The organism is Longimicrobium sp. (assembly GCF_036399935.1).
In the GTDB taxonomy this organism is placed as follows: Bacteria; Gemmatimonadota; Gemmatimonadetes; order Longimicrobiales; family Longimicrobiaceae; genus Longimicrobium.
The window spans coordinates 63,383-83,617 of the sequence record NZ_DASWMD010000023.1 but is presented as its reverse complement, the minus strand read 5'-3'; the positions used below and the strand labels follow the sequence as shown (position 1 = coordinate 83,617).

Below are 20,235 nucleotides of genomic sequence, written 5' to 3'. Positions count from 1 at the left end.
GCTCTCCTGTTCGTCGCCGGATTGTCGGCTACAGCCGCAGGCCGATGATCAGGCGGTTCAGGTCGAACAGGTCCACGCCCTGGTGCTCGATGAACACGCGCGGCGTCGAGCCGCGGTTGGGCACCGGCACCACGATGCCGTACCCGAAGTTCAGCACGGCCTCCGTCTTCGCGCGGCCACGCGGCGGATCGCCCAGGAACAGGAAGCCGGGGCCTGCGTAGCCGTACGGGATGATCGACGTGCCGCTCAGGCTGACCGTGTCGAGGTCGTACTGGAAGTGCCCGGCGATCATCACCGAGTTGGTGGCCTCGCCGAAGCCGATGGCGGCCTCGGGCACCAGGCGCAGCGCGGGGCGCGAGGCGCTCAGCGGGCCCAGGTCCGTGCGGATCCCCAGCAGGAACTGGCGCGGCCGGTCCAGGTTGCCGCCCGCGTACGGCCACCACGCCCGCGGACGCGGATCGAAGCCGCTCCCCGCCGGCGCGGGCGCGGGCGCTACGCCCGGCTCCACGCTGGCGCGCGCCACCTCGTCGCGCAGGCGCAGCGCCAGCCGGGCCTCCACCAGCTCCAGCATCCGCGCCTCCTCGGCGGGCGACAGCCCGGCGGCGCCCACGCGCGCCACCTCGTCGCGGATCAGGTCGCGCATCTGCTCGCGCTGCTCGGCCATCAGCCCGCGCAGCACGGGCTCCAGGTCCGCCAGCACCTGGCGGCGGATGTCGTTCACCTGCGCATCCGTCATCGGCGGGCCGTTGACCGCCGGGCGCCGGTTCACCGCGGACGAATCCGCCGGGCCGTAGCGCAGGTAGATCTCGCCCTCCTTGGGGATGGGGATGGTGATGAAGCGCTCCGACTCGTCACGCGCTGCCGCTCCACGGGCGGGCTGCGCGGCGCCCTCGCGAGACACGTACACCGTGTCGGGCGTCTGCCGGATCACGTTGGGCGCGGCGGCCACCGCGGCGCGGCGGCCGGACGAGCCCAGGCGGAACGACAATCCGGCGCTGAACAGCAGGTTGCTGCGCAGGTCCTCGGAATCTTCGTCGCGCGATTCGAAGAGGTAGCTGCGCACCGCGCCCACCAGGCCCACGCGGCCCAGGTCCAGCCGCGCGCCGCCCCCGGCGATCAGCGCTTTGATGTCTTCCGGCATGGCCGCCGTGGAATCGGCGTAGCCCTCCAGGAAGTCGATCCGGCCGACGCCGCCTACCAGGAAGGGCGTCAGACCGCGGCCGGAGTTCAGGTTCAGCTGCGCCTCGGCGCCGAACGCCTGCACGGGCGCGGCCTTGCTGTTCTCGCGGTCCACGCCCCGCCAGTAGAAGCCGCTGATCCCCGCGTAGTCGCGGATGTCCAGCCCCAGCCGCACGCCGGCCAGGTCCTGGTCGCGCAGCCCCGTCCGCGAACCGAAGTCCATCCGCCCTGCGAAGACCTCCACCGGAAGCGTCGGCTGCGCGGCGGCGGGCAGCGCGACGCACAGGGCCAGCGCCGCACACGTAGCGGCGCGGATGAACGTGTGATGGATGGACATAGGAGAGCCGCGGCGGGGGGGACCAATCGGACAGGCGCGTGGACGCGCGGGAATTCTGCCCAGCAACATGCGAGCGTACACACGGGCGGGCAATGGTTGTAAATCGGGCGCGCCCAATCAGGATCGAAGCGGGGATCGTACGAGCCAACCCACTTTCTTGCCTCGAAGTCTCCGGGGGACCAAGGCACTGCATTGTCCCACGCACGCCCACAATTTCGCCAGCGGAAGCGCTGTACCCCCTGAACATGTTCAGCCTACCGCGAGCACTGGAGCCATCTTATACTCTCCAGCATGGATTACGACGACTACTTTGGAGCGGATGAGGAGTTTGGGGATGAGTTCCGCCCGCCCGACCATGTCGAGGCGAAGGCGGTAGCCGAGTTGCGCATATTTTTCGAGACCAACAGGCAAGTTTTCAGTTCCCGTCAGGTGCAGGTACTATTCGAGGGAACATACTTTCACTGGATCACCCTCCGGGCTTTGAAGATCCTTGCTGACGAGGGTTCCATTCGTTTGGAGAAGCGGACCCTCTCCTACGGCGCGCCGATCAACTACGTCTGGCACAGGAGCAATCGTTATAATCGACGTGAGATCAAAGAGATCCAGCGGCTGGTCGAGCGGTACTCTGATCCGGAATTCACGGCCGCGCTAGGGAACACGGGCGAGTTGCTGGTGAGTGATGGGTTCGGACGGTTCGGCTTCGTACAGCGAGGGCGCGAGGCTAGGGGCTTTGATGGTCGCGAATGGACGAGGACGGAACACAATCTTGATTTTTTGTTTGAGCGTGATGCCCGCGTTTATGGCATGGAGGTGAAGAACACGCTGCCCTACATCGATGACAAGGAATTTCGAACCAAACTGAACATCTGCGCACATTTGCAGGTGATTCCACTCTTTGTCGTGCGTGCGATGCCTCGCATCTGGGTACTCGATGTAATCAGACAAGGCGGGTTCGTGTTGATCCTGAAGCACCAACTCTATCCTCTGTCCCACAAGTCGTTCGCGGCCGAGGTGCGGACCAGACTACAATTGCCGGTAGATGCGCCGAAGGCGCTGTACGACGGTACTATGCAGCGGTTCACAACGTGGCACGACAAGCAGTTAGGACTTCGTGACGAGTAGGGCCAATGAGCCTTGGCGGGCCCCCACAGCCCCACGCCGTTTGTGAATTCGCGGACGAATTCACAAACGGCAGTAGCTAAGTCTATGCAGAGGGGCCTGTTAAGCCCTCGGTCTATGAAGACGTCCTGTCTAGCCTATCGCTGATGCTCCTCCCGACGAGTCGGATAGCTCAGCCCCCCAGGAGCTTCCGGCGGCGGATTTCGTCGAGGAGCGTGGGGACCACTTGGCCGGCCGGGCCCTGCAGGAACACGTCGGCGGCGTGGGTGAGCTCGGAGGGAACGGGGTTTACCTCGATGATGCGTGCTCCCGCCCGGCGCGCCACCAGCGGCAGCTCGGCCGCGGGCCATACGGTGCCGCTGGTGCCGATCAGCAGCATGGCATCGCAGCGGCCGGCGAGAGACCACGCGCGTTCGACGGCCGCGACGGGCAGCATCTCGCCGAACCACACCACGTCGGGGCGCAGCGGCGAGCCACAGACCGGGCACGCGGGCGGGTCCTGCTCCTCTCCGTCCTCGTACGGAGGCAGGTCGCCGGAGAAGAGGTGCCCGCGGTCCAGGCACTTCACGCGGCGGATGCTCCCGTGCACCTCGATGACATCCGCCGATCCCGCGTCGGTGTGCAGCCCGTCGACGTTCTGCGTCACGACCGCCAGCGAGGGGATGACCGTCGCCATCTCCGCGACCGCGAAGTGTCCCGCGTTGGGCCGCGCCTCCGCGATCCGCTGGCGCCGCCACGCATACCAGCCCCACACCCGGCGCGGGTCGCGGCGAAATCCCTGCTCCGTCGCCAGCTCCTGCGGGTCGAAGTTGGCCCACAGCCCCTCCATGGCGTCGCGAAAGGTGGGGATGCCGCTCTCCTTGGACATCCCCGCCCCGCTGCTCACCACCACGCGCTCGGCCCGGGCAAGGATCTCCGCCGCGCGCGCCAGCCCTTCCGGCGTCACGCCGGCACCTCGCCGCGGAACTCCGCCACCACGTCGATCCTTCCAATGATGCTGCGGTTGAACTCGTGCATGTCTTCCGCGGGAATCCAGTACTCCCGGTGCACCGCCGCGCCCGCGGTCTGGAGCGGGTAGCGAGCCAGGAACTCGCTCCGCACCTGGAACCGCGTCACGAAGCCCGCATATCCCGACGCCGCGTCCTTCGTGTTCCAGTCTCGCGCGATCTGCACGGCGTACGCCTCGTTGGCGATGGGATAGAAGAACGGCTGGTGCGCGAGGCGGGGCGGAAACGCGCGCCGTCCGCTCCGCTCGATCAACTCCAGCTCCGCGACGCCAACAGGGCGGTAGAGGACGGTCGTTTCGGCATCCATGCGTCGTTGATCCCAATGCGATGCGGGCGAAGTCAGGCGGCGCGGTGGACGGTTTCGCCCGCCACCATGGTCAGCAGGCAGGTCATCCCGCGCACCTCGTCCGGCGTGCACGCGAGCGGGTCGACGTCCCACGCCACGAGGTCGGCGTCGTAGCCGGGGAGCAGGCGGCCGGTGCGGTGCGCCAGCCCCGCGGCGGCGGCGGGACCCTCGGTGTAGGCCCGCAGCGCCTGCTCCGGCGTAACGGCGTTCTCCTGCCACCATCCATCCGCCGGCTCTCCACCCCACCCCACGCGATTGACGGCGGAGAACAGCCCCAGCCGAGGATCGCACGATTCCACCGGCACGTCCGAGCCGAAGGCCAGCGTCATCCCCGCGCGCAGCAGGTGCGAGAACGGATAGGCGCCGCGCGACCGCTCGTGCCCCCAGTTGCGCTCGGCGGTGGGGATGTCGGTCATCAGGTGGATTGGCTGCATCGACCCGATCAGCCCCGAGCGCCCGGCCCGCTCCCACAGGTCGGGCGGACACAGCTGCACGTGCTCGATGCGGTGCGGCATCGCGGCGATGCGAGGCGCCGCTCCCAGCACGGCGATCGCCAGCTCCACCGCCGCGTCGCCGATGGCGTGCACCGTAGACGAGATCCCCGCCTCCGCGGCCCGGCGGACGTGAGCGCGGAACTCGTCGGGCGGCAGCGTGCTGATGCCCAGGTTGCCGGGCGTGCCCTCGTACGGCTCGCGCATCCAGGCGGTGCGCGAGCCCAGCGCCCCGTCCAGGAACATCTTCAGCCCGCCGATGCGGATCCACTCTCCGCCGAACCCGCTGCGGAGGCCCACCCCGATGGCGTTCTTCAGCTGGGTGAGCTGAATGGCCTGCAGCACGCGAAGGCGCAGCACGCCATCCTGCTCCATCGCGCTGAAGTCCTGGAGCCCGGTCACCTCCACCGAGTGCACGCCGGTGAGGCCCAGCGCATGGCACTCGCGCTGGGCATCCAGCAGCGCGGCGCGCACGTCCTCCGGCGAATCGGCGGGGAGGTGCGCGGACACGAGCTTCATCGCCTCTTCCAGCAGCACGCCGGTGGGCTCGCCCGTGGCGGGGTCGCGCACGATCTCGCCGCCGTCAGGGTCCGGCGTATCCCGGGTGATGCCGCAGCGGCGCAGGGCCTCGCTGTTGACCCATATACCGTGCAGGTCGTGGCTCTGCAGGAACACGGGACGGCCGGGGCACACCCGATCCAGCGGCTCCTTGGTCGGCAGGGCGCCCCAGCGATGCCGGTCCCACCCCAGCCCCCGCACCCATCCCTCGCCCGCACGCGCGGCCTCCGCCACGGCGGCGACCCCGTCGCCCAGCGTCGGCGCGGCGTTCAGGTCCACGCGCCGCCGGGCGAGCGCCCACGTGGTCAGGTGCACGTGCGCGTCCGTCAGCCCCGGCGTCACCACGCCGTCCACGTGCTCCGTTGCCGCGCCCGGCAGCGCCGCCCCGCGCGCCTCGTCCGCCGTCCCCGCGACGACGATCCGCCCATCGCGGATGAGCAGCGCCTGCACGGGCGCGTGGGTGCCCAAAACGTGAATGCGCCGGGCGGTAAGGATCAGGTCGGACATCGAGCGGGCGCGGTCGAGAGGATCAGGTCACGGGACAGCGAGCGAAGATGCGCAGACGTGGCGGCTGGGGCCAGGGGCGGGCGGAGCCCGGGTATGGATTGCAGTATCTGCAAGGCGTTGCAGCGGCATCGGATGTACCAACGATAGCGGATTCTGGACACCCTTGACACGCCTGCGGATCGTTGGCATCGTCTGCTCCATCCGAACCGATCTGAGATGCGAATGAGCATGGAACCCACGATCCTCAGTCTCGAAGGCTGGATGGAGCTCATGGACGAGATGAGCAAACCACCCGCCGATACGCCGGAGCGCCGGGCAACCTTCGAGCGCGTCCGGATGATGCGCGCCGTTCGCGAACGCCTTGAACGGGAAGAACGTGCATGTACCGAAGCACACCGAGCCGGAACGAAATCGTGAACGGGCGAGCCAAGGTCGGCTCGCCCGATTGCTTTAGTCCTTTTCCGCCACACGTGGACTTACGACGGACTGGATGCACGCGATGATGCTCCCCGAACGCCGCCGGCTCGACATCTCCGTCCCGCTCGACTTCAAATCCGCTGTGGCGGCGATGGTCGCGTGCCGCTACGTCGTCCTGGACGCCCGGCCCGAGTTGGTCGGGTGGTACGAGCGGCAGGGCTTCGTAATCAACAAGGTCGAGCAACGAGCACGCGAAGAAGCGGCCGCTCGCCGCGGCGCCTCATCCATCCCGGTAAGCATGCGCTTCGACCTGCGGGAGGTTTGATGCGTCTCCGATGCCTGCTTATCGCACGACGTGGCCCCAGACCGCGGCAGAGATGTCGCGGCCGACCGCGGCGGCGGCGTTCTGGTCGGCAAAGCCGCGGGTGAGGACCACGAGAACGTAGGGCGCTCGGCCGGGCGGGTACACGATGGCCGCATCGTGCGCGATGCGCGTGATGTTGCCCGTCTTGTTGGCCACGCGCGTGCCTGCGGGGAGTCCGGCCGGGATCATCTCCGTGAACTCCTGCCGCTGAAGGATCGCCTGCATCTCGCGTGAGGCGTCCTCCCCTACCACCGACGGGTCCGCGACCGCTCGCATCACCCGCATCAGCGCATACGCCGTGGTCGAGTTGTTCATCCCCCGCTGGTACGCGGCGTTGTCCTCCACCCCGCGCAGCACGTGCATGTCGCGCGCGCCGATGCGCTCCATCAGTTCCGCAATGCGCGCCGGCTCGGCGAGGGCGATCAGGGCGTTGGTGGCCAGGTTGCTGGACCGCGTGATCATTCGCTCCATCAGCTCGCTGACCGTCACCTCCCCGCCCACCCGCTCGTACAGCGCGGGATCGCTGTCGTCGCCGGGGGTGAGCGAGTAGGTCTGCCTATCGGCGATGCTGGTAAACGCGTTGCGGAGCATCATGCCCCGGTCGATCGCCAGCTCGCCCGCGGAGCGGCGGCGGAACAGCTCCATCATCACGGGCACCTTCATGGTGCTGGCCGCGTGCATCCGGACGTGAGCATCCACCAGCAGCGAGTCGCCCGTCTGCAGGTCGAGGAACGCAACGGAAACCTCCGCCGTATCTCCCGCCGCCGCGGCGACCAGCGCGCGAACTTCGGATTCCAGGCTGGACATGGCATTGGTGTTCGGCATCGGCATCGGTGGCGCGGGGGGAACCGGGGCGCAGGCGGCGGCGAGGAGCAGGAGCGAGACGGGGAGAGTGGGCTTCATGGGGGTCGATGGCGGAAGTTGGTTTCTGTTCGCGAGCTTCGATTCGAGGCAGATCGGGATGGTACGGGGCGTTTTGACGAGCCCTGGCGCATGCCGCGGCGCCCCCCATCCCCAGTCCTTCCCCCGCAAACAGCGCGGGGGAAGGGAGCTAGCCCGGTGCGCTCCCGTGGGTACAGCGCGTGGACTGACGAGAGACGGGTGAGGTGCGTTTCGATCGCTCCCGGCGCATGCCCCTGGCAGCCCTCTCTCCCCGGCCCTCTCCCCCGCAAGCGGGGGAAAGGGAGAATTCGATCGCGCTTCGGCAGGTACGGCGCGCGTGCAGGTGAAGCCCCGAGCGGGACGCGCTAGCGACCCGAGTCGGGGCTTTCCGCTTTCCTAGCGGCGGGTTCACCCGCTCTCGCACACCCGCTCCCGCGCACCGCGGACCGCTGACGACGCGCCGCACCCTGCTACGCCACCAACTGCGCGAGGAGCGACGGGCGCAGGAGCGAGCGGATCGGATTGACGTCGCCCGTCGCGCGGATGATGGCGTTTCCGAGCGCGGGGCGCCGGGCGAAGCGGTCCGCGGCCCACCGGAGCAGTTCCGGACGCGCGATGAACGCTTCGATCACGTGCTGAAGCCGCTCCCCCGGCCCGAAGGCGCGGCGGCGGGCTCGTTCATACGAGCCGAGGGCGGCCGCGGAGACGTCCCCGCTACGGAGCGCGTGGTCGATCACCGGAGCCGCCAGCTCGGCGCCTCGGAGGGCGCGGTAGATTCCCTGGCCGGTGAACGGGTCGAAGTAGCCGGCCGCGTCGCCGACCAGCAGGGCGCCGTCCGCTACCGCCCGGCGCACCGGCCAGTCGAACGGGCCCGTCGCCAGCACCTCGTCCACGCGCTGTGCGCTGCGGAGGCCGTAGCTACGGAGCGCTGCATCGAAGTACGCCTCGCGCCCGCCGCCCACCTCGTGCATCTCGTGTCCGCTGGCCACGACGGTCACGTTCGCCAGCCCTCCACCGACCTCCGCCACGCCCAGGCACCCACACCCGCGCGCCCGCAGCTCCCCGCGCCCGCGCAGCCCCGCGATCCCCCGCACGTGGGCCGTAAGCGCAAGCTTCCGCAGCCTGGGCCCCCGCCGCAGCAGGTCCAGCCGCCGCAGGACCACCGAGCGCAGCCCGTCCGCGCCCACGACGATGCGCGCGTGGATCTCACCCGCGTCCGTCACCACGCCCGCGACGTGCCCCGAGCGCCGGACCAGGTCCCTCACCTTCATCCCCGTGCGGACCTCCGCGCCTGCGTCGCGCGCATGTTCCAGCAGAATCGTGTCGAGCACGTCGCGGGCGATCCCGAGTCCCCGCACGCCCTTGGGAAAGCGACCCTCGAACGCGTGGTCGTCCGCGGCGATGCGCCACCCGTCCAGCGGCGCGGGGCCGGCGGCAAGGACCGCGTCGAGCGCGCCCAGCCGGCGCAGGGCCGCGACGCCCGCGGGGTTCACGCATTCGCCACAAGGCTTGCGGCGGGGGAACGCGGCGCGGTCCAGCAGCAGGACGGCGTGCCCGCGTCGGGCCAGCCGCGCCGCCGTCGCGCTCCCCGCCGGCCCCGCGCCGACGACCACCACGTCCCACTCGCCCATACTCATCCTCCCGCTTCCCACACGAGCGCCACGCGGAACGGCAAGTGGGCGTGCACGCGCGCGCCGCGCAGCCCGGCCGCCGCCGCGAGCTCGCGCAGCTCCGCGGGCGTAAAGGAGCGGCGGACGGAGAGCGGCCCGTCGTGCCGCGTCACGGGGTGCGTGCGCCAGACGGTCGCGGCGAGCAGGTTCGCTCCCACGAGCGCCGGGCGCGACCGCCGGAGATCGTTCACGATCCCGCCCACGCGCGCCACGCGATCCATCTCCCGCAGCACGCGCAGCACCTCGTCGCGCTCGTTGAAGTGGTGGAGGGCAGTGGAGCAGAGGGCGATGTCGAACGAAGAATCCGCGTAGTGGAGGTCCAAGGCGTCCGCCGATTCGGCGCGCAGGTTGGGATGCGCGGCGATCCGCGCGCGCGCCACGTCCAGCGTCGTCGGATGAAGGTCCGTCGCCACTACTTCCACCGTGATCCCCCGCGCTCGGGCCCAGTGCGCGATGGCGAGGGGGATGTCCGCCGAGCCGGTGCCCACGTCCAGGATGCGCCAGGTTCGACCCGCATCGTCCGCGACCAGCCGCGAAAGGTGGTGAAGGACGATGCGCGTGCCTCCCAGCCAGCGGTTGACGCCCCGCAGGTCCGCCAGGCTGCGGGCCAGTTCCGCCGCATCCTGGCCGGGTTCATCCATCAGTTCGTCGCCGGTGGCGCGCGGAAGCGAGGTCACGCGTGGGCACCCGGGTTCAGCGCCGGCTCCGGCGCGGCGGACCGGGGCTCCACGTGCACCACCACGCGCCGCGCGCCCAGCCGGCGACGCACCTCCTCCTCCACCAGGTCGGCGATGTCGTGCGCGGCCTCCAGGCCGATTTCAGTAGGCACCACGATGGTCAGCTCCGCGAACCGCGCCCCGGGGCGGCCGCGGCTGCGCACGTCGTAGGCGGCCTCCACTCCGTGCATCGCCTCGGCCATGCGGCGGATCTCGGTGGATTCCACCGCGGCCTCGTCCACCAGCACCGGCACCGTTTCGCGCAGGATCTCCCAGCCGGTGCGCAGGATCAGCACGGCCACCAGCAGCGCCGTCCACGCGTCGCCCGACCGCCATCCCAGCTTCACCAGCATCAGCCCGGCGAGCACCGCCAGCGTCACGTAGACGTCGGCGCGAAGGTGCGCGGCATCGGCCAGGAGCAGCTCGGAATTGAGCGCCCGGCCCTTCCGCCGCTCGAACAAGGAGGCGGCGAGACCGAGGACGAGCGAACCGCTCATCACCGCGACGCCCAGCCACGAATCCACGTCCTCGTGCCCACCTTCGCGCAGACGGCCGACGGCGCTCTGCACCAGCTCGAAGACGGAGATGGAGAGGAAGGCCACCATCGCCAGCGCGCCCAGCGCCTCGAACTTCTCGTGGCCGTACGGATGCTGCTCGTCGGGCTCGGCCGCGGCCACGCGCGCCAGGGCGATGGCCGCCAAGGTGGTCATCACGTCCAGCCCCGAATCGAACGCGCCGCCCAGGATGGAAAGCGAGCCGGTCGCCACCCCCGCGGCCGTCTTCGCCGCGACGAGCACCAGGCTGACGGCCAGCATGATGTTCAGGACGCGGCGTACCTCCCGCGCCCGCGCATCCAGGCTGCCCGCCGGCGAGCTCACGTCATCACCTCGCGCAGCCGCCGCGCGGCATCCGCCAGCAGCGGCTCCAGCCCGGCGGGGTCCAGCGTGGAAAGCTGCCCGTCGCGGTACAGCACGCGCCCGTCCACGACGGTCATCACCACGTCGCAGCCGCGGGCGGCGTGAAAGACGGCCGCGAGCGGATCGTGCACGGGCTGCACGTGGGGCGCGGCGAGGGAAACGGCGCACAGGTCCGCCGCCTTCCCGGGCTCCAGCGTGCCGATCGCCCAATCCAGCCCCAGCGCCCGCGCCCCGTCGATGGTCACCAGCTTCAGCAGGTCTGCGGGGGACAGCACGTCGGGCCGGGCGACGCGCGCGCGGTGCAGGATGGAGGCGATGCGGGCTTCTTCCAGCAGGTCCAGCCGGTTGTTGCTGCCCACGGAGTCCGTGCCCAGCCCCACGCGGACGTTGGCCTCGATCATCTCCGGATAGGGCGCCAGCCCATGGCCCAAGCGGGCGTTCGCCACCGGGCAGTGGGCCACGGCGGAGCCCGTATCCGCCACGCGACGGATGTCGTCCGCGTCGAGGAGGACGCAATGGATCAGCAGGGGGCGCGCGCGAAGGACGCCCAGGCGGTCCAGCATCTCCACCGTCGTCCGTCCGCGCGGCGGCGTGGCGATGCCCCGCGCCCGCAGCCCGGGCGCGAAGTCGCCCTCGCCAGCCTGCACCAGCATCTGTTCGATGCGCGACTCCGACGCGTGCACCGCCATCGGCAGCCCCTCGGCCAGCGCGAAGTCGGCGGTGGCGGCAAAGAGCGCGTCGGACACGGTGTACGGCGCGTGCGGCGAAACGCCGATCATCACCCGGTCGCACTCGTAGGCGCGAAGACCGTCGACGGCCGCGCGCAGGCCGGCGATGGACTCGTCCGCCTGCGCGGGATCGGGCCCGAACACCTCCTGGTAAACGACGCCGCGCAGCCCCGACTCGCACAGCACGGCGGCGGAGGCGCCCGACGACTCGGTGGCGGCCAGCGTGGTGATGCCGGAGCGCACCGCCTCGACCATGGTCCAGCGCGCGGCGGCGTGGAAGTCGGCCTCGGTGAGGGCGGCGCGCTTGGAGCCCACCAGGCGAAGGATCCAGTCGCGGAAGTTCAGGTCTTCGAGCGCGCCGCGGTACATGGCGAGCTCGGGATGGGCGTGCACGTTCACCAGCCCGGGCATCAGCGCCACCGGCCCCAGGTCTTCGATCACCGCGCCCTCGGGCGGCTCGATGGCCAGCCGCGGGCCGACCGCGGCGATGCGGCCGTCGGTGCCCACCAGCACGGCGCCGTCACGGATGGGCGCGGCGCACACGGGAAGCACCCAGTCGGCGCGGTACAGGGTCAGCGGCAGGTCCGGCATCGGGCTCGGTGAGGGTCGCTGCTCAGGTCGATCGTCAGCACACGCGAAATCGTCGGGATCGTGGGCGGGGAGCGATGCAACAAGCAGGCGCGGGTCCCCCTCCCCCGGCGGCCCCACCCCCGGCCCCTCCCCGCACGGTACTGCTGTGCGGAGAGGGGGAACTTCGGTTGGGGTTCGACCGAGTGCCGGCGCATGCCTCTGGGAGCCCCCTCCCCCCGGCCCCCGTCCCCCGCTGCGCAGGGGAGGGGGAGACCTGAACCGCGCTTCGGCTACGGTCGTGCACGCAGCTGCGGATGCAGTCCGCGAAGGCGGACTTCGGGCCGTTGTTGCCGCGACTTCAGTCGCCCCAGCGAGCCCGGCCCGAACGAGAGAACCCGGTCCCCAACGAGGACCGGGTTCCCTACTTCCGCACTAACGCACTCACGCACTCACGCACTTCCCTACACCCCGGCGAGCGTATCCGCCTCATCCAGGTAGTAGTCCAGCCCCAGGTGCGTGATCTGGTCTTCGCCCATCATCCAGCGCAGCGTGTTCTTCAGCTTCATCTGCTGGATGAACAGGTCGTGCTCCGGGTACAGCCCCTCGCCGTGCATGGGGCTCTTGAAGTAGAACGAGAGCCACTCCTGGATACCCCCCATCCCCGCCCGCGACGCCAGGTCCAGGAAAAGCGCCAGGTCCAGCACGATGGGCGCGGCCAGGATGCTGTCGCGGCACAGGAAATCGACCTTGATCTGCATCGGGTAGTCCAGCCACCCGCGGATGTCGATGTTGTCCCACCCCTCCTTGGCGTCGCCGCGCGGGGGATAGTAGTTGATCCGCACCACGTGGCTGAACTTGCCGTACAGCTCCGGATAGGTGACGGGCTGAAGGATGTGCTCCAGCACCGACAGCTTGCTTTCTTCCTTGGTGCGGAACGACTGCGGGTCGTCCAGCACCTCGCCGTCGCGGTTGCCCAGGATGTTGGTGCTGAACCAGCCGTCCAGCCCCAGCATCCGCGCCTTGAGGCCCGGCGCGATGATGGTCTTCAGCAGCGTCTGGCCGGTCTTGAAATCCTTGCCGGCGATGGGCACGCCCCGCTCCTCGGCCAGCTCCTGCAGCGCCGGGATGTCGACCGACAGGTTGGGGGCGCCGTTGGCGTACGGCACGCCTTCCATCAGCGCGGCGTAGGCGTACAGCATGGAGGGGGCGATCTCGACGTGGTTCTCGTCGATGGCCCGCTCGAAGCCCTCCAGCGTCTGGTGCACCGCGCCGGGGACGATGTACACCTCGGTGCTGCCGCACCACACCATCACCAGGCGGTCGCAGTCGTTGCGCGCCTTGAACGAGCGGATGTCGTCGCGAAGGCTTTCCACCCAGTCGCGCTTGCTGCTGCCGGGCTTGATGTTGGTGCCCTGCAGCTTCTTGACGTAGCTCTGGTCGAAGACGGCCTGCATGGGCTCGATGCCCATCAGGAAGTCGGAGATGGGCTCGACGTGCTCGTGCTTGTTGAGCACGCCGCACACCATGGCGCTCTCGTACGCGTTGGCCGGGAACGGGTCCCAGGCGCCGAACACGATGTCGTCCAGCCCGGCCAGGGGAACGAACTCGGAGATGGCCGGCGCGCGGTGCTCCGTGCGCTTGCCCAGGCGAATGGTGCCCAGCTGCGTGAGGCTGCCGATGGGGCGCGCCATGCCGCGGCGCACCAGCTCCACCCCCGCGATGAAGGTGGTGGACACGGCTCCCAGCCCGGGGAGCAAAATTCCCAGGCGCCCCTCGGCGGGCCGCGGCGTGTACTGTTCGTTCCGCACGGTCGGACAGACCCTTTCAGACTGGTGTTTTGGCCTACGGCCGCGCCGCCGGAGCAGCGTTGGTGTACTTGTATACCCAGTAGACCCGGTACAGCGCCGTCAGGTTGGTGAGCGCGGCCATGGCCAGCATCACCCAGGTGAGCACCACGCCGCTGCGCCAGCTTCCAAAGAACAGCGTGGCGATTCCAAGTAGCAGGATTCGCTCCGCGCGCTGCATCAATCCCACCTTGCAGTCGATCCCCAGCCCCTCGGCGCGGGCGCGGGTGTACGAAACCAGCAGCGACCCCGCGATCGCGGCCGCCACCACGTACACCATCCACCACACGCCCAAAGTGGGCCGGTCGCCCACGTACAGCGACATCACCCCCATCAGCACCACCACCTCCGACACGCGGTCCAGGGTGGAGTCGTAGAACGAGCCGAAGGTGGTGGACATCGACCGCCGGCGCGCGATGTAGCCGTCGACGACGTCGAAGAACCCGCCCAGCAGCACCAGGAGCCCGCCCAGCTGCAGGTGCCCGAAGAAGTAGGCGATCCCCGCCCCCGCCGTCACCACGAAGCCGATGGTGGTGGCTCCGTTGGGCGTGAGCCCCGTGCGGACGAACAGGTCCATCACCGGCTGCAGCAGCCGGGTTCCCTGGTCGCGCAGCGCGCTGGGCTGAAGCTTCATGGGGCGGAGTGTAAGGTCAGGTCAGGATGATACGGCTCTGCTCGCCCGCCTGGATCCCCTTTTCGATCTCCTCGTTCACCCGCGCCATCAGCTGGTCGAGGTTGGCCCGTGCCGTCTCGAACGCCTGGTACGCGGGGATGGTCTGCACCTCGCCCACCAGCCGCTCGTACTCGTCCTGCTCCTCGAGCGGGGGCTCGCTGCCGCCCTGCATGGCGCGCGCGAACCCGGCCTCCAGCTGCTGGAGCCGGTTGAGGCGCGTCACGGCCTCGCGGTCGTTCTGCAGGGTTTCGCTGGCGCGCTTCATGGCGCCGTACTCGCTGCTGTGCGCGATCTGCCTGCCTACTTCGCGCGCCCGTTCCCAGATCGGTTCCATCCCAACGTCCCTTGTCATAGTCGCTCGGCGAGCACGAAGCGGTCGCGCCCCGCCAGGTCCTGCTTTACCCGCGCCGTGTCGAAGGCGCCCGTCTGCTCGATCAGCTCCGCCACGGCGGCACCCTGCCCCGCCCCGATCTCCAGCGCCAGCAGCCCGCCGGGGCGCAGGTGGCCGGGAGCCTGGGCCACGAGGGGGCGGATGACGTCCAGCCCGCCCACCCCGGCGAAGAGCGCCGCCCGCGGCTCCCAGTCAACCACCTCGGCGTCAAGGGCGGGCCGCTCCTCTTCGCCGATGTAGGGCGGGTTGGAGACGATCACGTCGAACACCTCGCCGCGGACCGGCTCGAACAGGTCGCCCGCGCGGAACTGCACCGGCGCGTCCGGAGCTGCGGCCTCGTGGTTGGCGCGCGCCGCGGCCAGCGTGTCTTCGCGCAGGTCCGTGGCCACCACCCGGGCGAACGGCCCTTCCGTCGCCAGCGCCAGGGCGATGGCGCCGGATCCGGTGCCCAGGTCCATGGCCTCCAGCCCCTCGCGCCCGGCCATCCAGCCCAGCACCTCCTGGACGAGGCGCTCCGTCTCCGGCCGCGGGATCAGCACGCGGGGATCGACCTTGAGCACAAGGTCACGAAACGCGGCGGTTCCGTCAATGTACTGCAACGGCTCGCGGCGCGCACGCCTGCGCAGCCGGGCCTTGAACTCGGCCAGCTCCTCGGGGCTGAGCGGGCGGTCGTACTGAAGGTACAGGTCCAGCCGCTTGAGGCCCAGCATGCCGGCCAGCAGCAGCTCGGCGTTCAGCCGGGGGTTGTGGAAGCCCTTGCCGCCCAGGTACTCCGCCGTCCAGCGGAGCATCTCCACGAGGGTCCAGCGCTTGGTCTCGGTCTGCAACGGCCGTTCGCCTCGGTGTGCGGCACGGAAAAGCGCCGCGGACCCATCGGGGCCCGCGGCGCGCAAACTCGTGTGTTCCCCCCGCGGCGTCAATGCGGCGCGCCGGCGCCGGTCAGGCCGCGCGGTCCTCGCGCTCTTCCTGCGAGGCCAGCTTCAGGTTCTCGATCACCTCGTCGATGGCGCCGTCCAGGAACTGCTGCAGCGCGTGCGTGGTGAAGCCGATGCGGTGGTCGGTCACGCGGCTCTGGGGATAGTTGTAGGTGCGGATCTTGGCCGAGCGGTCGCCGGTGCCCACCTGCGACTTGCGGTCGCGCGCGCGGGCGGACTCCTGTTCGGCGATGCGCATGTCCAGCAGGCGCGAGCGCAGCACGCCCATGGCCTTGTCCTTGTTCTTGTGCTGCGACTTCTCGTCCTGGCAGGTGACGACGAGGCCGGTCGGCAGGTGCGTGATGCGCACGGCGGAGTCCGTGGTGTTCACCGACTGCCCGCCGGGCCCCGAGCTGCGGTAGACGTCGATCTTCAGCTCGTTGGGGTTGATCTGCACGTCCACCTCTTCGGCCTCGGGCAGCACGGCCACGGTGGCGGCGGAGGTGTGGATGCGCCCCTGCGTTTCGGTCGCGGGCACGCGCTGCACGCGGTGCACGCCGGACTCGTAGCGAAGGTCGCCGTACGCGTGGCCCCCGCGGACGATGAAGACGGCTTCCTTGTAGCCGCCGGCCGTACCCTCCGACACGCTGAGCACTTCCAGCTTCCAGCCCTGCCGGTCGGCGAAGCGCGAGTACATGCGGAACAGCTCGCCCGCGAACAGGGCGGCCTCGTCGCCGCCGGTGCCGGCGCGCACCTCGACCACGGCGTCGCGGTCGTCCAGCGGGTCGCGGGGAATGAGCAGAAGCTTCAGCTCGCCTTCCAGCCGCCGCACCTCGACGGTGAGGTGGTCGGCCTCGGCGCGGGCCATCTCGGCCATCTCGGGATCGCCCGCGGCATCGGCCAGCATGGCCTGCGCGCCTTCCAGCTCTTCGCGGGCGCGCCGCAGCCGGGCGGCGGCCTCGACGATTGCGGACAGGCGCGAATGCTCGCGCGACACCTCGCGCAGCCGCTTGGGGTCTGCGTGAATGGAGAGGTCGGCCAGCTGAACGGACAGGTCGTCGTACCTGCGCTGCGCGTCGAAGATGCGGTCTTCCATGGAGAGTGCGTGAGTGCGTCAGTGCGGAAGTGCGGGAGGGATCGTCCTCGCACGGCCGCGGAGGCGCCTCGTCGGGGCTGGATAGTCGGAGAGCCGGGGCGCGGCCCCGGCTCTCTTTCGTCTGCTTACTGGGCGGTGGCGTAGCGCTGCCGGAAGCGCTCCACGCGTCCCGCGGTGTCCATCAGCTTCTGCTTGCCCGTGTAGTACGGGTGGCAGTTGCTGCACACTTCGACGCCGATGTCGCCCTTGGTGGAGCGGGTCTCGAAGGTGTTGCCGCAGGCGCAGTGCACCTTCGCGGTGTTGTACGTCGGATGAATGTCGGCCTTCATATCGCCACCACCTGTCGGTTCGTCGGCTTGAAACAGTGGCTCGCCCCCGCGCGACGGTTCGCGCGATACGGGCAGCCGGAGAATCATCAAAACTAGCGGATGTGGCGGATTCGGGCAACCCGCCCCCAGCGAGCTTCGGCGCGAGGGCAGACGGACCCGCACGAGCCCTGGTGCGTTTTGGATCGAGGCCGGCGCATTCCTCGGCTGCCCTCACCCCCGGCCCCTCTCCCGCAAGCGGGAGAGGGGAGAATTCGATCGCGCTACGGCAGCTTCGGCGTGCGTGCGGTTGAAGCCCCCGGACGGGACGCGCCGGCGGCCCGGGCCGGGGCTTTCCGCTTTCTCAGCCGCGGGTTCACCCGCTCAGGGGGTGCCGGGGCCGCGCGAGCCGACGTTCCTCGGTCGCTGCGGCGGATTCATCCGCTCCCCCACCAGGGTTCTCCAAAAACGAACCGGCCCGGGTTCACCACCCGGGCCGGTCCGCACTCACGCACTCACGCACTACTCCTTCCACCCCTCCAGCATGCGGCGGATGTCGTCGCGGTGCTGGCTTTCGTCCACCAGCAGGTTTTCCAGCTGCAGCTTGATGCTGATCTCGCCCGCCTCTTCCGCCTGCTGGATGCGCTTGGTGTAGCGCTCGATCGTATCCACCTCGGCCTGCAGGGCCACGGCCAGCATCTCGCGGTTGTCGCGGGGGATGGGCACCGGCTGCGCCTGCGTGGTGGGAATGCCGCCCAGCGCCACGATCTTGTCGGCCAGGAACGCGGCGTGCCCCAGCTCGTCGGGGATCTCGTTCTCGAAGAACGGCCGCAGGTCCATCCGCCACGGCCCCGTCACCAGGGCGGCGAAGGTGCGATACATGATCACGGCCTGGTACTCGGCCGCGAGGTCCTCGTTCAATCCGTCGATCAACGCCTTCAGGTCCGCCATTCTGTTCGTCCTCCCTGTTCCGGATGTCTTCAGGCCGCCCGTACGCGGCCCTACAGCGCGACTTCGCGCCGTTCGGCCGCGGAGCGGTACGCGGCCTCCACCAGCCGCATCAGCACAAGGTGTTCCCCCGGCGCGTCCACCCTGCGGTCTCCGCGCACAAGCTCGACGAACGCCTGCAGCTCGTTGCGATAGCTGGCGGTGAACGCGTTCTCGCGCGACGCCTGCACGGGGGGCGTCACCTCCACCAGCCCGGCCGGCATGTCCTTGAACACCGCCAGCGGCGACAGCGAGGCAGACCCGGCGGTGCCCATCACGTGAAGGTACTGGCGGTCCTTGCGGGCCAGCAGGTTCCAGGTGCAGTCCAGGTTGATCAGCCGGTCGCCCTCCAGCCGCAGCACCAGCGCGGCCGAGTCTTCCACCTCGCTCCCCGCGGGCGAGTGCATGTGCGCCGAAACGCGCTCGGGCTTGGGATAGCCGAGCGTCCACAGGGCCAGGTCCAGCATCTGCAGCCCCAGGTCCATGAACGCGCCGCCGCCCGCCGTCGACTTCCTTTCCCGCCAGGTGCGGCCCTTGGGACGGTACCGGTTCAGCCACCCCGTCTTCAGGTAGTACACGTCGCCCAGCTCGCCGCCGGAGACGAACTGGCGAAGCGCCGTGGTGTCCGGCCGGTAGCGCTGGTTCATGGCCACCATCAGCCGCCCCTGCGCGCCTTCCTCGTCCATGATGCGCGCCACGCCGTCGGCGGTCAGCGCAAGGGGCTTCTCGCAGAGCACGAACTTGCCGGCCCGGAGCGCCGCGCGAACCTGCTCCTCGTGGCGGTTGCTGGGGGTGCACACCACCACGCCGTCCACGTCGTCGGTGAGCACCTGCTCGGCCTCGGTGGATACGGTGGGGATCGCGAACCGGCTGGCGATGGTGCGCGCGGTGTGCGCGTCGCGGTCGGCCACGGCGACCACCTCCACGCCCCGCATGCGCGTGAGGATGGGAAGGTGCACCACTTGGGCGACGGAGCCGGCGCCCAGCACGGCCAGCCGGACGGGGGGACGGGAGATGGCCATCAGCGAATGATCGAGGTGGAGGTCGGCGGCGTGGCGGGTGGCGGCATCACGGGGCGGCGCATGTCCGACGGAAACGCCCAGCTGCCCCCCACGCCCACGCTGAACGATCGCAGGTTGCTGGTCAGCACGCCGCGGGCTTCGGCCAGCACGCGCAGGTTGCCGGCCAGCGGCATCTCCGCGCCGGCCACCAGGTTCAGCCCCGGCGCGACCTGGTCCAGCAGTTCTTCGCCGAACGTGTTCTCGATGAACTCGCCGCTCCCGTTCTGCAGGTGCAGCGACACGCCCGCCCCGGCGTACGGCTCGATTCCCACCGCGGTGGTCCACAGGTAGTGAGCATCGACATCGAGGGAAAGGTCGCTGATCTGGATGGTCCCCAGGTCGATGCCCGAGCACGGGCTGCCACCCCGCTCGCACGACGCCTCGATCCGCTCCTCGATGCGGTCCACTTCACCCGCGCGGAAGGTCGACTGCCAGTAGGTGAGGCCGGGCGCGATGCGCAGGTTGGGGCCCAGCAGCCCCAGGTCCGCGCGCAGGTTGAACCCGAGCGTGGCCTCGGATCGCGAGGGGAACACCACGCTGACGTGAGCCCCCACGCCCGTCAGGACCAGGTTCTCGTAGTCGTAGTCCGCCGCGTCCTGTGCGTGTGCGGGCCACGCGAGTAGCGCCGCCGCGAGGACGATCCAGTTCGATGTGCTGCGGGGCATCTCGTGGTCGTTCGTGTGGTTGCGGTTCCCCCTCCCCCGGCCCCTCCCCCGCAAAACCGCGCGGGAGAGGGGGGAACTTCGATTGCGGGGCGACTGAGGTCGGCGCATGCCGCGGTGGGCCCCCTCCCCCCGGCCCCCGTCTCCCGCTTTGCAGGGGAGGGGGAGACCTGAATTGCGCTTCGGCTGGTGCAGGTGCATGCCGCGGCCGCCCCCCTCTCCCGGCCTCTCCCCCATAAACCCCATGGGGGAGAGGAGAATTCGAATGCGCTCCGGCCGGCCTCGCGCGCCCGACTGGCCCCCTTCCCGCGAGGCTGTTTGCGGGGGAAGGGTTGGGGATGGGGGGCGCCGGCCCGAGCACCAGCCCAACCTGACGCACCCAACCCCGAAGTGTACCCCCTCTCCCACGCTGTTTGTGGGAGAGGGTGGCACGCGTGTCAGCGCGGCCGGGTGAGGGCCCCACGGCAGCCGAGGCCTCGGCTTCACAGACCGCT

At 70.0% G+C, this 20,235-nt stretch carries 21 protein-coding genes; 3 read left to right on the top strand and 18 right to left on the bottom strand.

What is annotated here, in order from left to right:
- Positions 1-28: 28 nt before the first annotated feature.
- Positions 29-1,516: a hypothetical protein gene (locus VGB24_RS09035; protein ID WP_331072619.1), complete on the bottom strand. Its 1,488-nt coding sequence runs from the start codon at positions 1,514-1,516 to the stop codon at positions 29-31.
- A 291-nt stretch (positions 1,517-1,807) separates the two neighbouring features.
- On the opposite strand from VGB24_RS09035, the gene VGB24_RS09030 reads away from it, so the two are divergent.
- Positions 1,808-2,638, top strand: a complete 831-nt coding sequence (locus VGB24_RS09030) for a hypothetical protein (protein WP_331072618.1) — start codon at positions 1,808-1,810, stop codon at positions 2,636-2,638.
- A 169-nt stretch (positions 2,639-2,807) separates the two neighbouring features.
- Here the strand turns inward: VGB24_RS09030 and VGB24_RS09025 are convergent, their stop codons facing one another.
- Genes VGB24_RS09025 through VGB24_RS09015 form a run of 3 tightly spaced genes read right to left on the bottom strand, consistent with a single transcriptional unit; the run spans position 2,808 to position 5,544 of the window.
- Positions 2,808-3,581 carry an NAD-dependent deacylase gene (locus VGB24_RS09025; RefSeq protein ID WP_331072617.1) on the bottom strand — a complete coding sequence of 258 codons (774 nt, stop codon included), beginning with the start codon at positions 3,579-3,581 and terminating at the stop codon, positions 2,808-2,810.
- Positions 3,578-3,949 (bottom strand): hypothetical protein, encoded by a 372-nt coding sequence (locus VGB24_RS09020; RefSeq protein WP_331072616.1) that lies wholly within the window; start codon positions 3,947-3,949, stop codon positions 3,578-3,580. The genes VGB24_RS09025 and VGB24_RS09020 overlap by 4 nt, the downstream gene beginning before the upstream one ends.
- A 32-nt stretch (positions 3,950-3,981) precedes the next feature.
- Positions 3,982-5,544 (bottom strand): amidohydrolase, encoded by a 1,563-nt coding sequence (locus VGB24_RS09015; RefSeq protein ID WP_331072615.1) that lies wholly within the window; start codon positions 5,542-5,544, stop codon positions 3,982-3,984.
- A 222-nt stretch (positions 5,545-5,766) separates the two neighbouring features.
- Between VGB24_RS09015 and VGB24_RS09010 the strand changes: the two genes are divergently transcribed.
- A complete protein-coding gene (locus tag VGB24_RS09010; protein WP_331072614.1) occupies positions 5,767-5,961 on the top strand; it encodes a hypothetical protein in 195 nt (64 codons plus the stop codon).
- Between the two features lie 82 nt (positions 5,962-6,043).
- Positions 6,044-6,286, top strand: coding sequence for a hypothetical protein (locus VGB24_RS09005; protein ID WP_331072613.1), 243 nt, complete (start codon positions 6,044-6,046; stop codon positions 6,284-6,286).
- 18 nt (positions 6,287-6,304) lie between these two features.
- Here VGB24_RS09005 and VGB24_RS09000 read toward each other — a convergent pair whose 3' ends face one another.
- The 14 genes from VGB24_RS09000 to VGB24_RS08935 all read right to left on the bottom strand — a co-directional run bounded on the left by VGB24_RS09000 (position 6,305) and on the right by VGB24_RS08935 (position 19,744).
- A complete protein-coding gene (locus VGB24_RS09000; protein WP_331072612.1) occupies positions 6,305-7,228 on the bottom strand; it encodes a serine hydrolase in 924 nt (307 codons plus the stop codon).
- A 449-nt stretch (positions 7,229-7,677) separates the two neighbouring features.
- On the bottom strand, positions 7,678-8,844 hold the full coding sequence (locus tag VGB24_RS08995; protein ID WP_331072611.1) for an NAD(P)/FAD-dependent oxidoreductase: 1,167 nt from the start codon (positions 8,842-8,844) through the stop codon (positions 7,678-7,680).
- Positions 8,841-9,554: a methyltransferase domain-containing protein gene (locus VGB24_RS08990; protein ID WP_331072610.1), complete on the bottom strand. Its 714-nt coding sequence runs from the start codon at positions 9,552-9,554 to the stop codon at positions 8,841-8,843. The genes VGB24_RS08995 and VGB24_RS08990 overlap by 4 nt, the downstream gene beginning before the upstream one ends.
- Positions 9,551-10,471 carry a cation diffusion facilitator family transporter gene (locus tag VGB24_RS08985; protein WP_331072609.1) on the bottom strand — a complete coding sequence of 307 codons (921 nt, stop codon included), beginning with the start codon at positions 10,469-10,471 and terminating at the stop codon, positions 9,551-9,553. The genes VGB24_RS08990 and VGB24_RS08985 overlap by 4 nt, the downstream gene beginning before the upstream one ends.
- A complete protein-coding gene (locus tag VGB24_RS08980; protein ID WP_331072608.1) occupies positions 10,468-11,829 on the bottom strand; it encodes an amidohydrolase family protein in 1,362 nt (453 codons plus the stop codon). Before VGB24_RS08980 ends, VGB24_RS08985 begins: the two co-directional genes overlap by 4 nt.
- Before the next feature lie 440 nt (positions 11,830-12,269).
- Positions 12,270-13,616: an inositol-3-phosphate synthase gene (locus VGB24_RS08975; RefSeq protein ID WP_331072607.1), complete on the bottom strand. Its 1,347-nt coding sequence runs from the start codon at positions 13,614-13,616 to the stop codon at positions 12,270-12,272.
- 34 nt (positions 13,617-13,650) lie between these two features.
- Positions 13,651-14,286, bottom strand: coding sequence for a CDP-alcohol phosphatidyltransferase family protein (locus tag VGB24_RS08970; RefSeq protein WP_331072606.1), 636 nt, complete (start codon positions 14,284-14,286; stop codon positions 13,651-13,653).
- Between the two features lie 16 nt (positions 14,287-14,302).
- The gene (locus VGB24_RS08965) at positions 14,303-14,659 is read right to left on the bottom strand and encodes a YlbF family regulator (protein WP_331072605.1); all 357 of its coding nucleotides are present in this window, start codon (positions 14,657-14,659) and stop codon (positions 14,303-14,305) included.
- Positions 14,660-14,673: 14 nt separating this feature from the next.
- Positions 14,674-15,543: a peptide chain release factor N(5)-glutamine methyltransferase gene (prmC, locus tag VGB24_RS08960; protein ID WP_331072604.1), complete on the bottom strand. Its 870-nt coding sequence runs from the start codon at positions 15,541-15,543 to the stop codon at positions 14,674-14,676.
- 112 nt (positions 15,544-15,655) lie between these two features.
- Positions 15,656-16,726 carry a peptide chain release factor 1 gene (gene prfA / locus VGB24_RS08955; protein ID WP_331072603.1) on the bottom strand — a complete coding sequence of 357 codons (1,071 nt, stop codon included), beginning with the start codon at positions 16,724-16,726 and terminating at the stop codon, positions 15,656-15,658.
- A gap of 125 nt (positions 16,727-16,851) precedes the next feature.
- Positions 16,852-17,055 (bottom strand): 50S ribosomal protein L31, encoded by a 204-nt coding sequence (gene rpmE / locus VGB24_RS08950; protein ID WP_331072602.1) that lies wholly within the window; start codon positions 17,053-17,055, stop codon positions 16,852-16,854.
- A 498-nt stretch (positions 17,056-17,553) separates the two neighbouring features.
- Positions 17,554-17,982 carry a ferritin-like domain-containing protein gene (locus tag VGB24_RS08945; protein WP_331072601.1) on the bottom strand — a complete coding sequence of 143 codons (429 nt, stop codon included), beginning with the start codon at positions 17,980-17,982 and terminating at the stop codon, positions 17,554-17,556.
- A 50-nt stretch (positions 17,983-18,032) separates the two neighbouring features.
- Entirely contained in the window at positions 18,033-19,040 is a 1,008-nt protein-coding gene (locus tag VGB24_RS08940) for a Gfo/Idh/MocA family oxidoreductase (RefSeq protein ID WP_331072600.1), read from the bottom strand.
- Positions 19,040-19,744 (bottom strand): hypothetical protein, encoded by a 705-nt coding sequence (locus VGB24_RS08935; protein WP_331072599.1) that lies wholly within the window; start codon positions 19,742-19,744, stop codon positions 19,040-19,042. Before VGB24_RS08935 ends, VGB24_RS08940 begins: the two co-directional genes overlap by 1 nt.
- Positions 19,745-20,235 lie beyond the last annotated feature (491 nt).

Bases quoted from the DNA above. Each gene is read 5' to 3' on its own strand.
- VGB24_RS09035 (WP_331072619.1), bottom strand. From the start codon at position 1,516: ATGTCCATCCATCACACGTTCATCCGCGCCGCTACGTGTGCGGCGCTG.
- VGB24_RS09030 (WP_331072618.1), top strand. From the start codon at position 1,808: ATGGATTACGACGACTACTTTGGAGCGGATGAGGAGTTTGGGGATGAG.
- VGB24_RS09020 (WP_331072616.1), bottom strand. From the start codon at position 3,949: ATGGATGCCGAAACGACCGTCCTCTACCGCCCTGTTGGCGTCGCGGAG.
- VGB24_RS09015 (WP_331072615.1), bottom strand. From the start codon at position 5,544: ATGTCCGACCTGATCCTTACCGCCCGGCGCATTCACGTTTTGGGCACC.
- VGB24_RS09010 (WP_331072614.1), top strand. From the start codon at position 5,767: ATGAGCATGGAACCCACGATCCTCAGTCTCGAAGGCTGGATGGAGCTC.
- VGB24_RS09005 (WP_331072613.1), top strand. From the start codon at position 6,044: ATGATGCTCCCCGAACGCCGCCGGCTCGACATCTCCGTCCCGCTCGAC.
- VGB24_RS09000 (WP_331072612.1), bottom strand. From the start codon at position 7,228: ATGAAGCCCACTCTCCCCGTCTCGCTCCTGCTCCTCGCCGCCGCCTGC.
- VGB24_RS08995 (WP_331072611.1), bottom strand. From the start codon at position 8,844: ATGAGTATGGGCGAGTGGGACGTGGTGGTCGTCGGCGCGGGGCCGGCG.
- VGB24_RS08980 (WP_331072608.1), bottom strand. From the start codon at position 11,829: ATGCCGGACCTGCCGCTGACCCTGTACCGCGCCGACTGGGTGCTTCCC.
- VGB24_RS08970 (WP_331072606.1), bottom strand. From the start codon at position 14,286: ATGAAGCTTCAGCCCAGCGCGCTGCGCGACCAGGGAACCCGGCTGCTG.
- VGB24_RS08965 (WP_331072605.1), bottom strand. From the start codon at position 14,659: ATGGAACCGATCTGGGAACGGGCGCGCGAAGTAGGCAGGCAGATCGCG.
- prfA (WP_331072603.1), bottom strand. From the start codon at position 16,726: ATGGAAGACCGCATCTTCGACGCGCAGCGCAGGTACGACGACCTGTCC.
- rpmE (WP_331072602.1), bottom strand. From the start codon at position 17,055: ATGAAGGCCGACATTCATCCGACGTACAACACCGCGAAGGTGCACTGC.
- VGB24_RS08945 (WP_331072601.1), bottom strand. From the start codon at position 17,982: ATGGCGGACCTGAAGGCGTTGATCGACGGATTGAACGAGGACCTCGCG.
- VGB24_RS08940 (WP_331072600.1), bottom strand. From the start codon at position 19,040: ATGGCCATCTCCCGTCCCCCCGTCCGGCTGGCCGTGCTGGGCGCCGGC.
- VGB24_RS08935 (WP_331072599.1), bottom strand. From the start codon at position 19,744: ATGCCCCGCAGCACATCGAACTGGATCGTCCTCGCGGCGGCGCTACTC.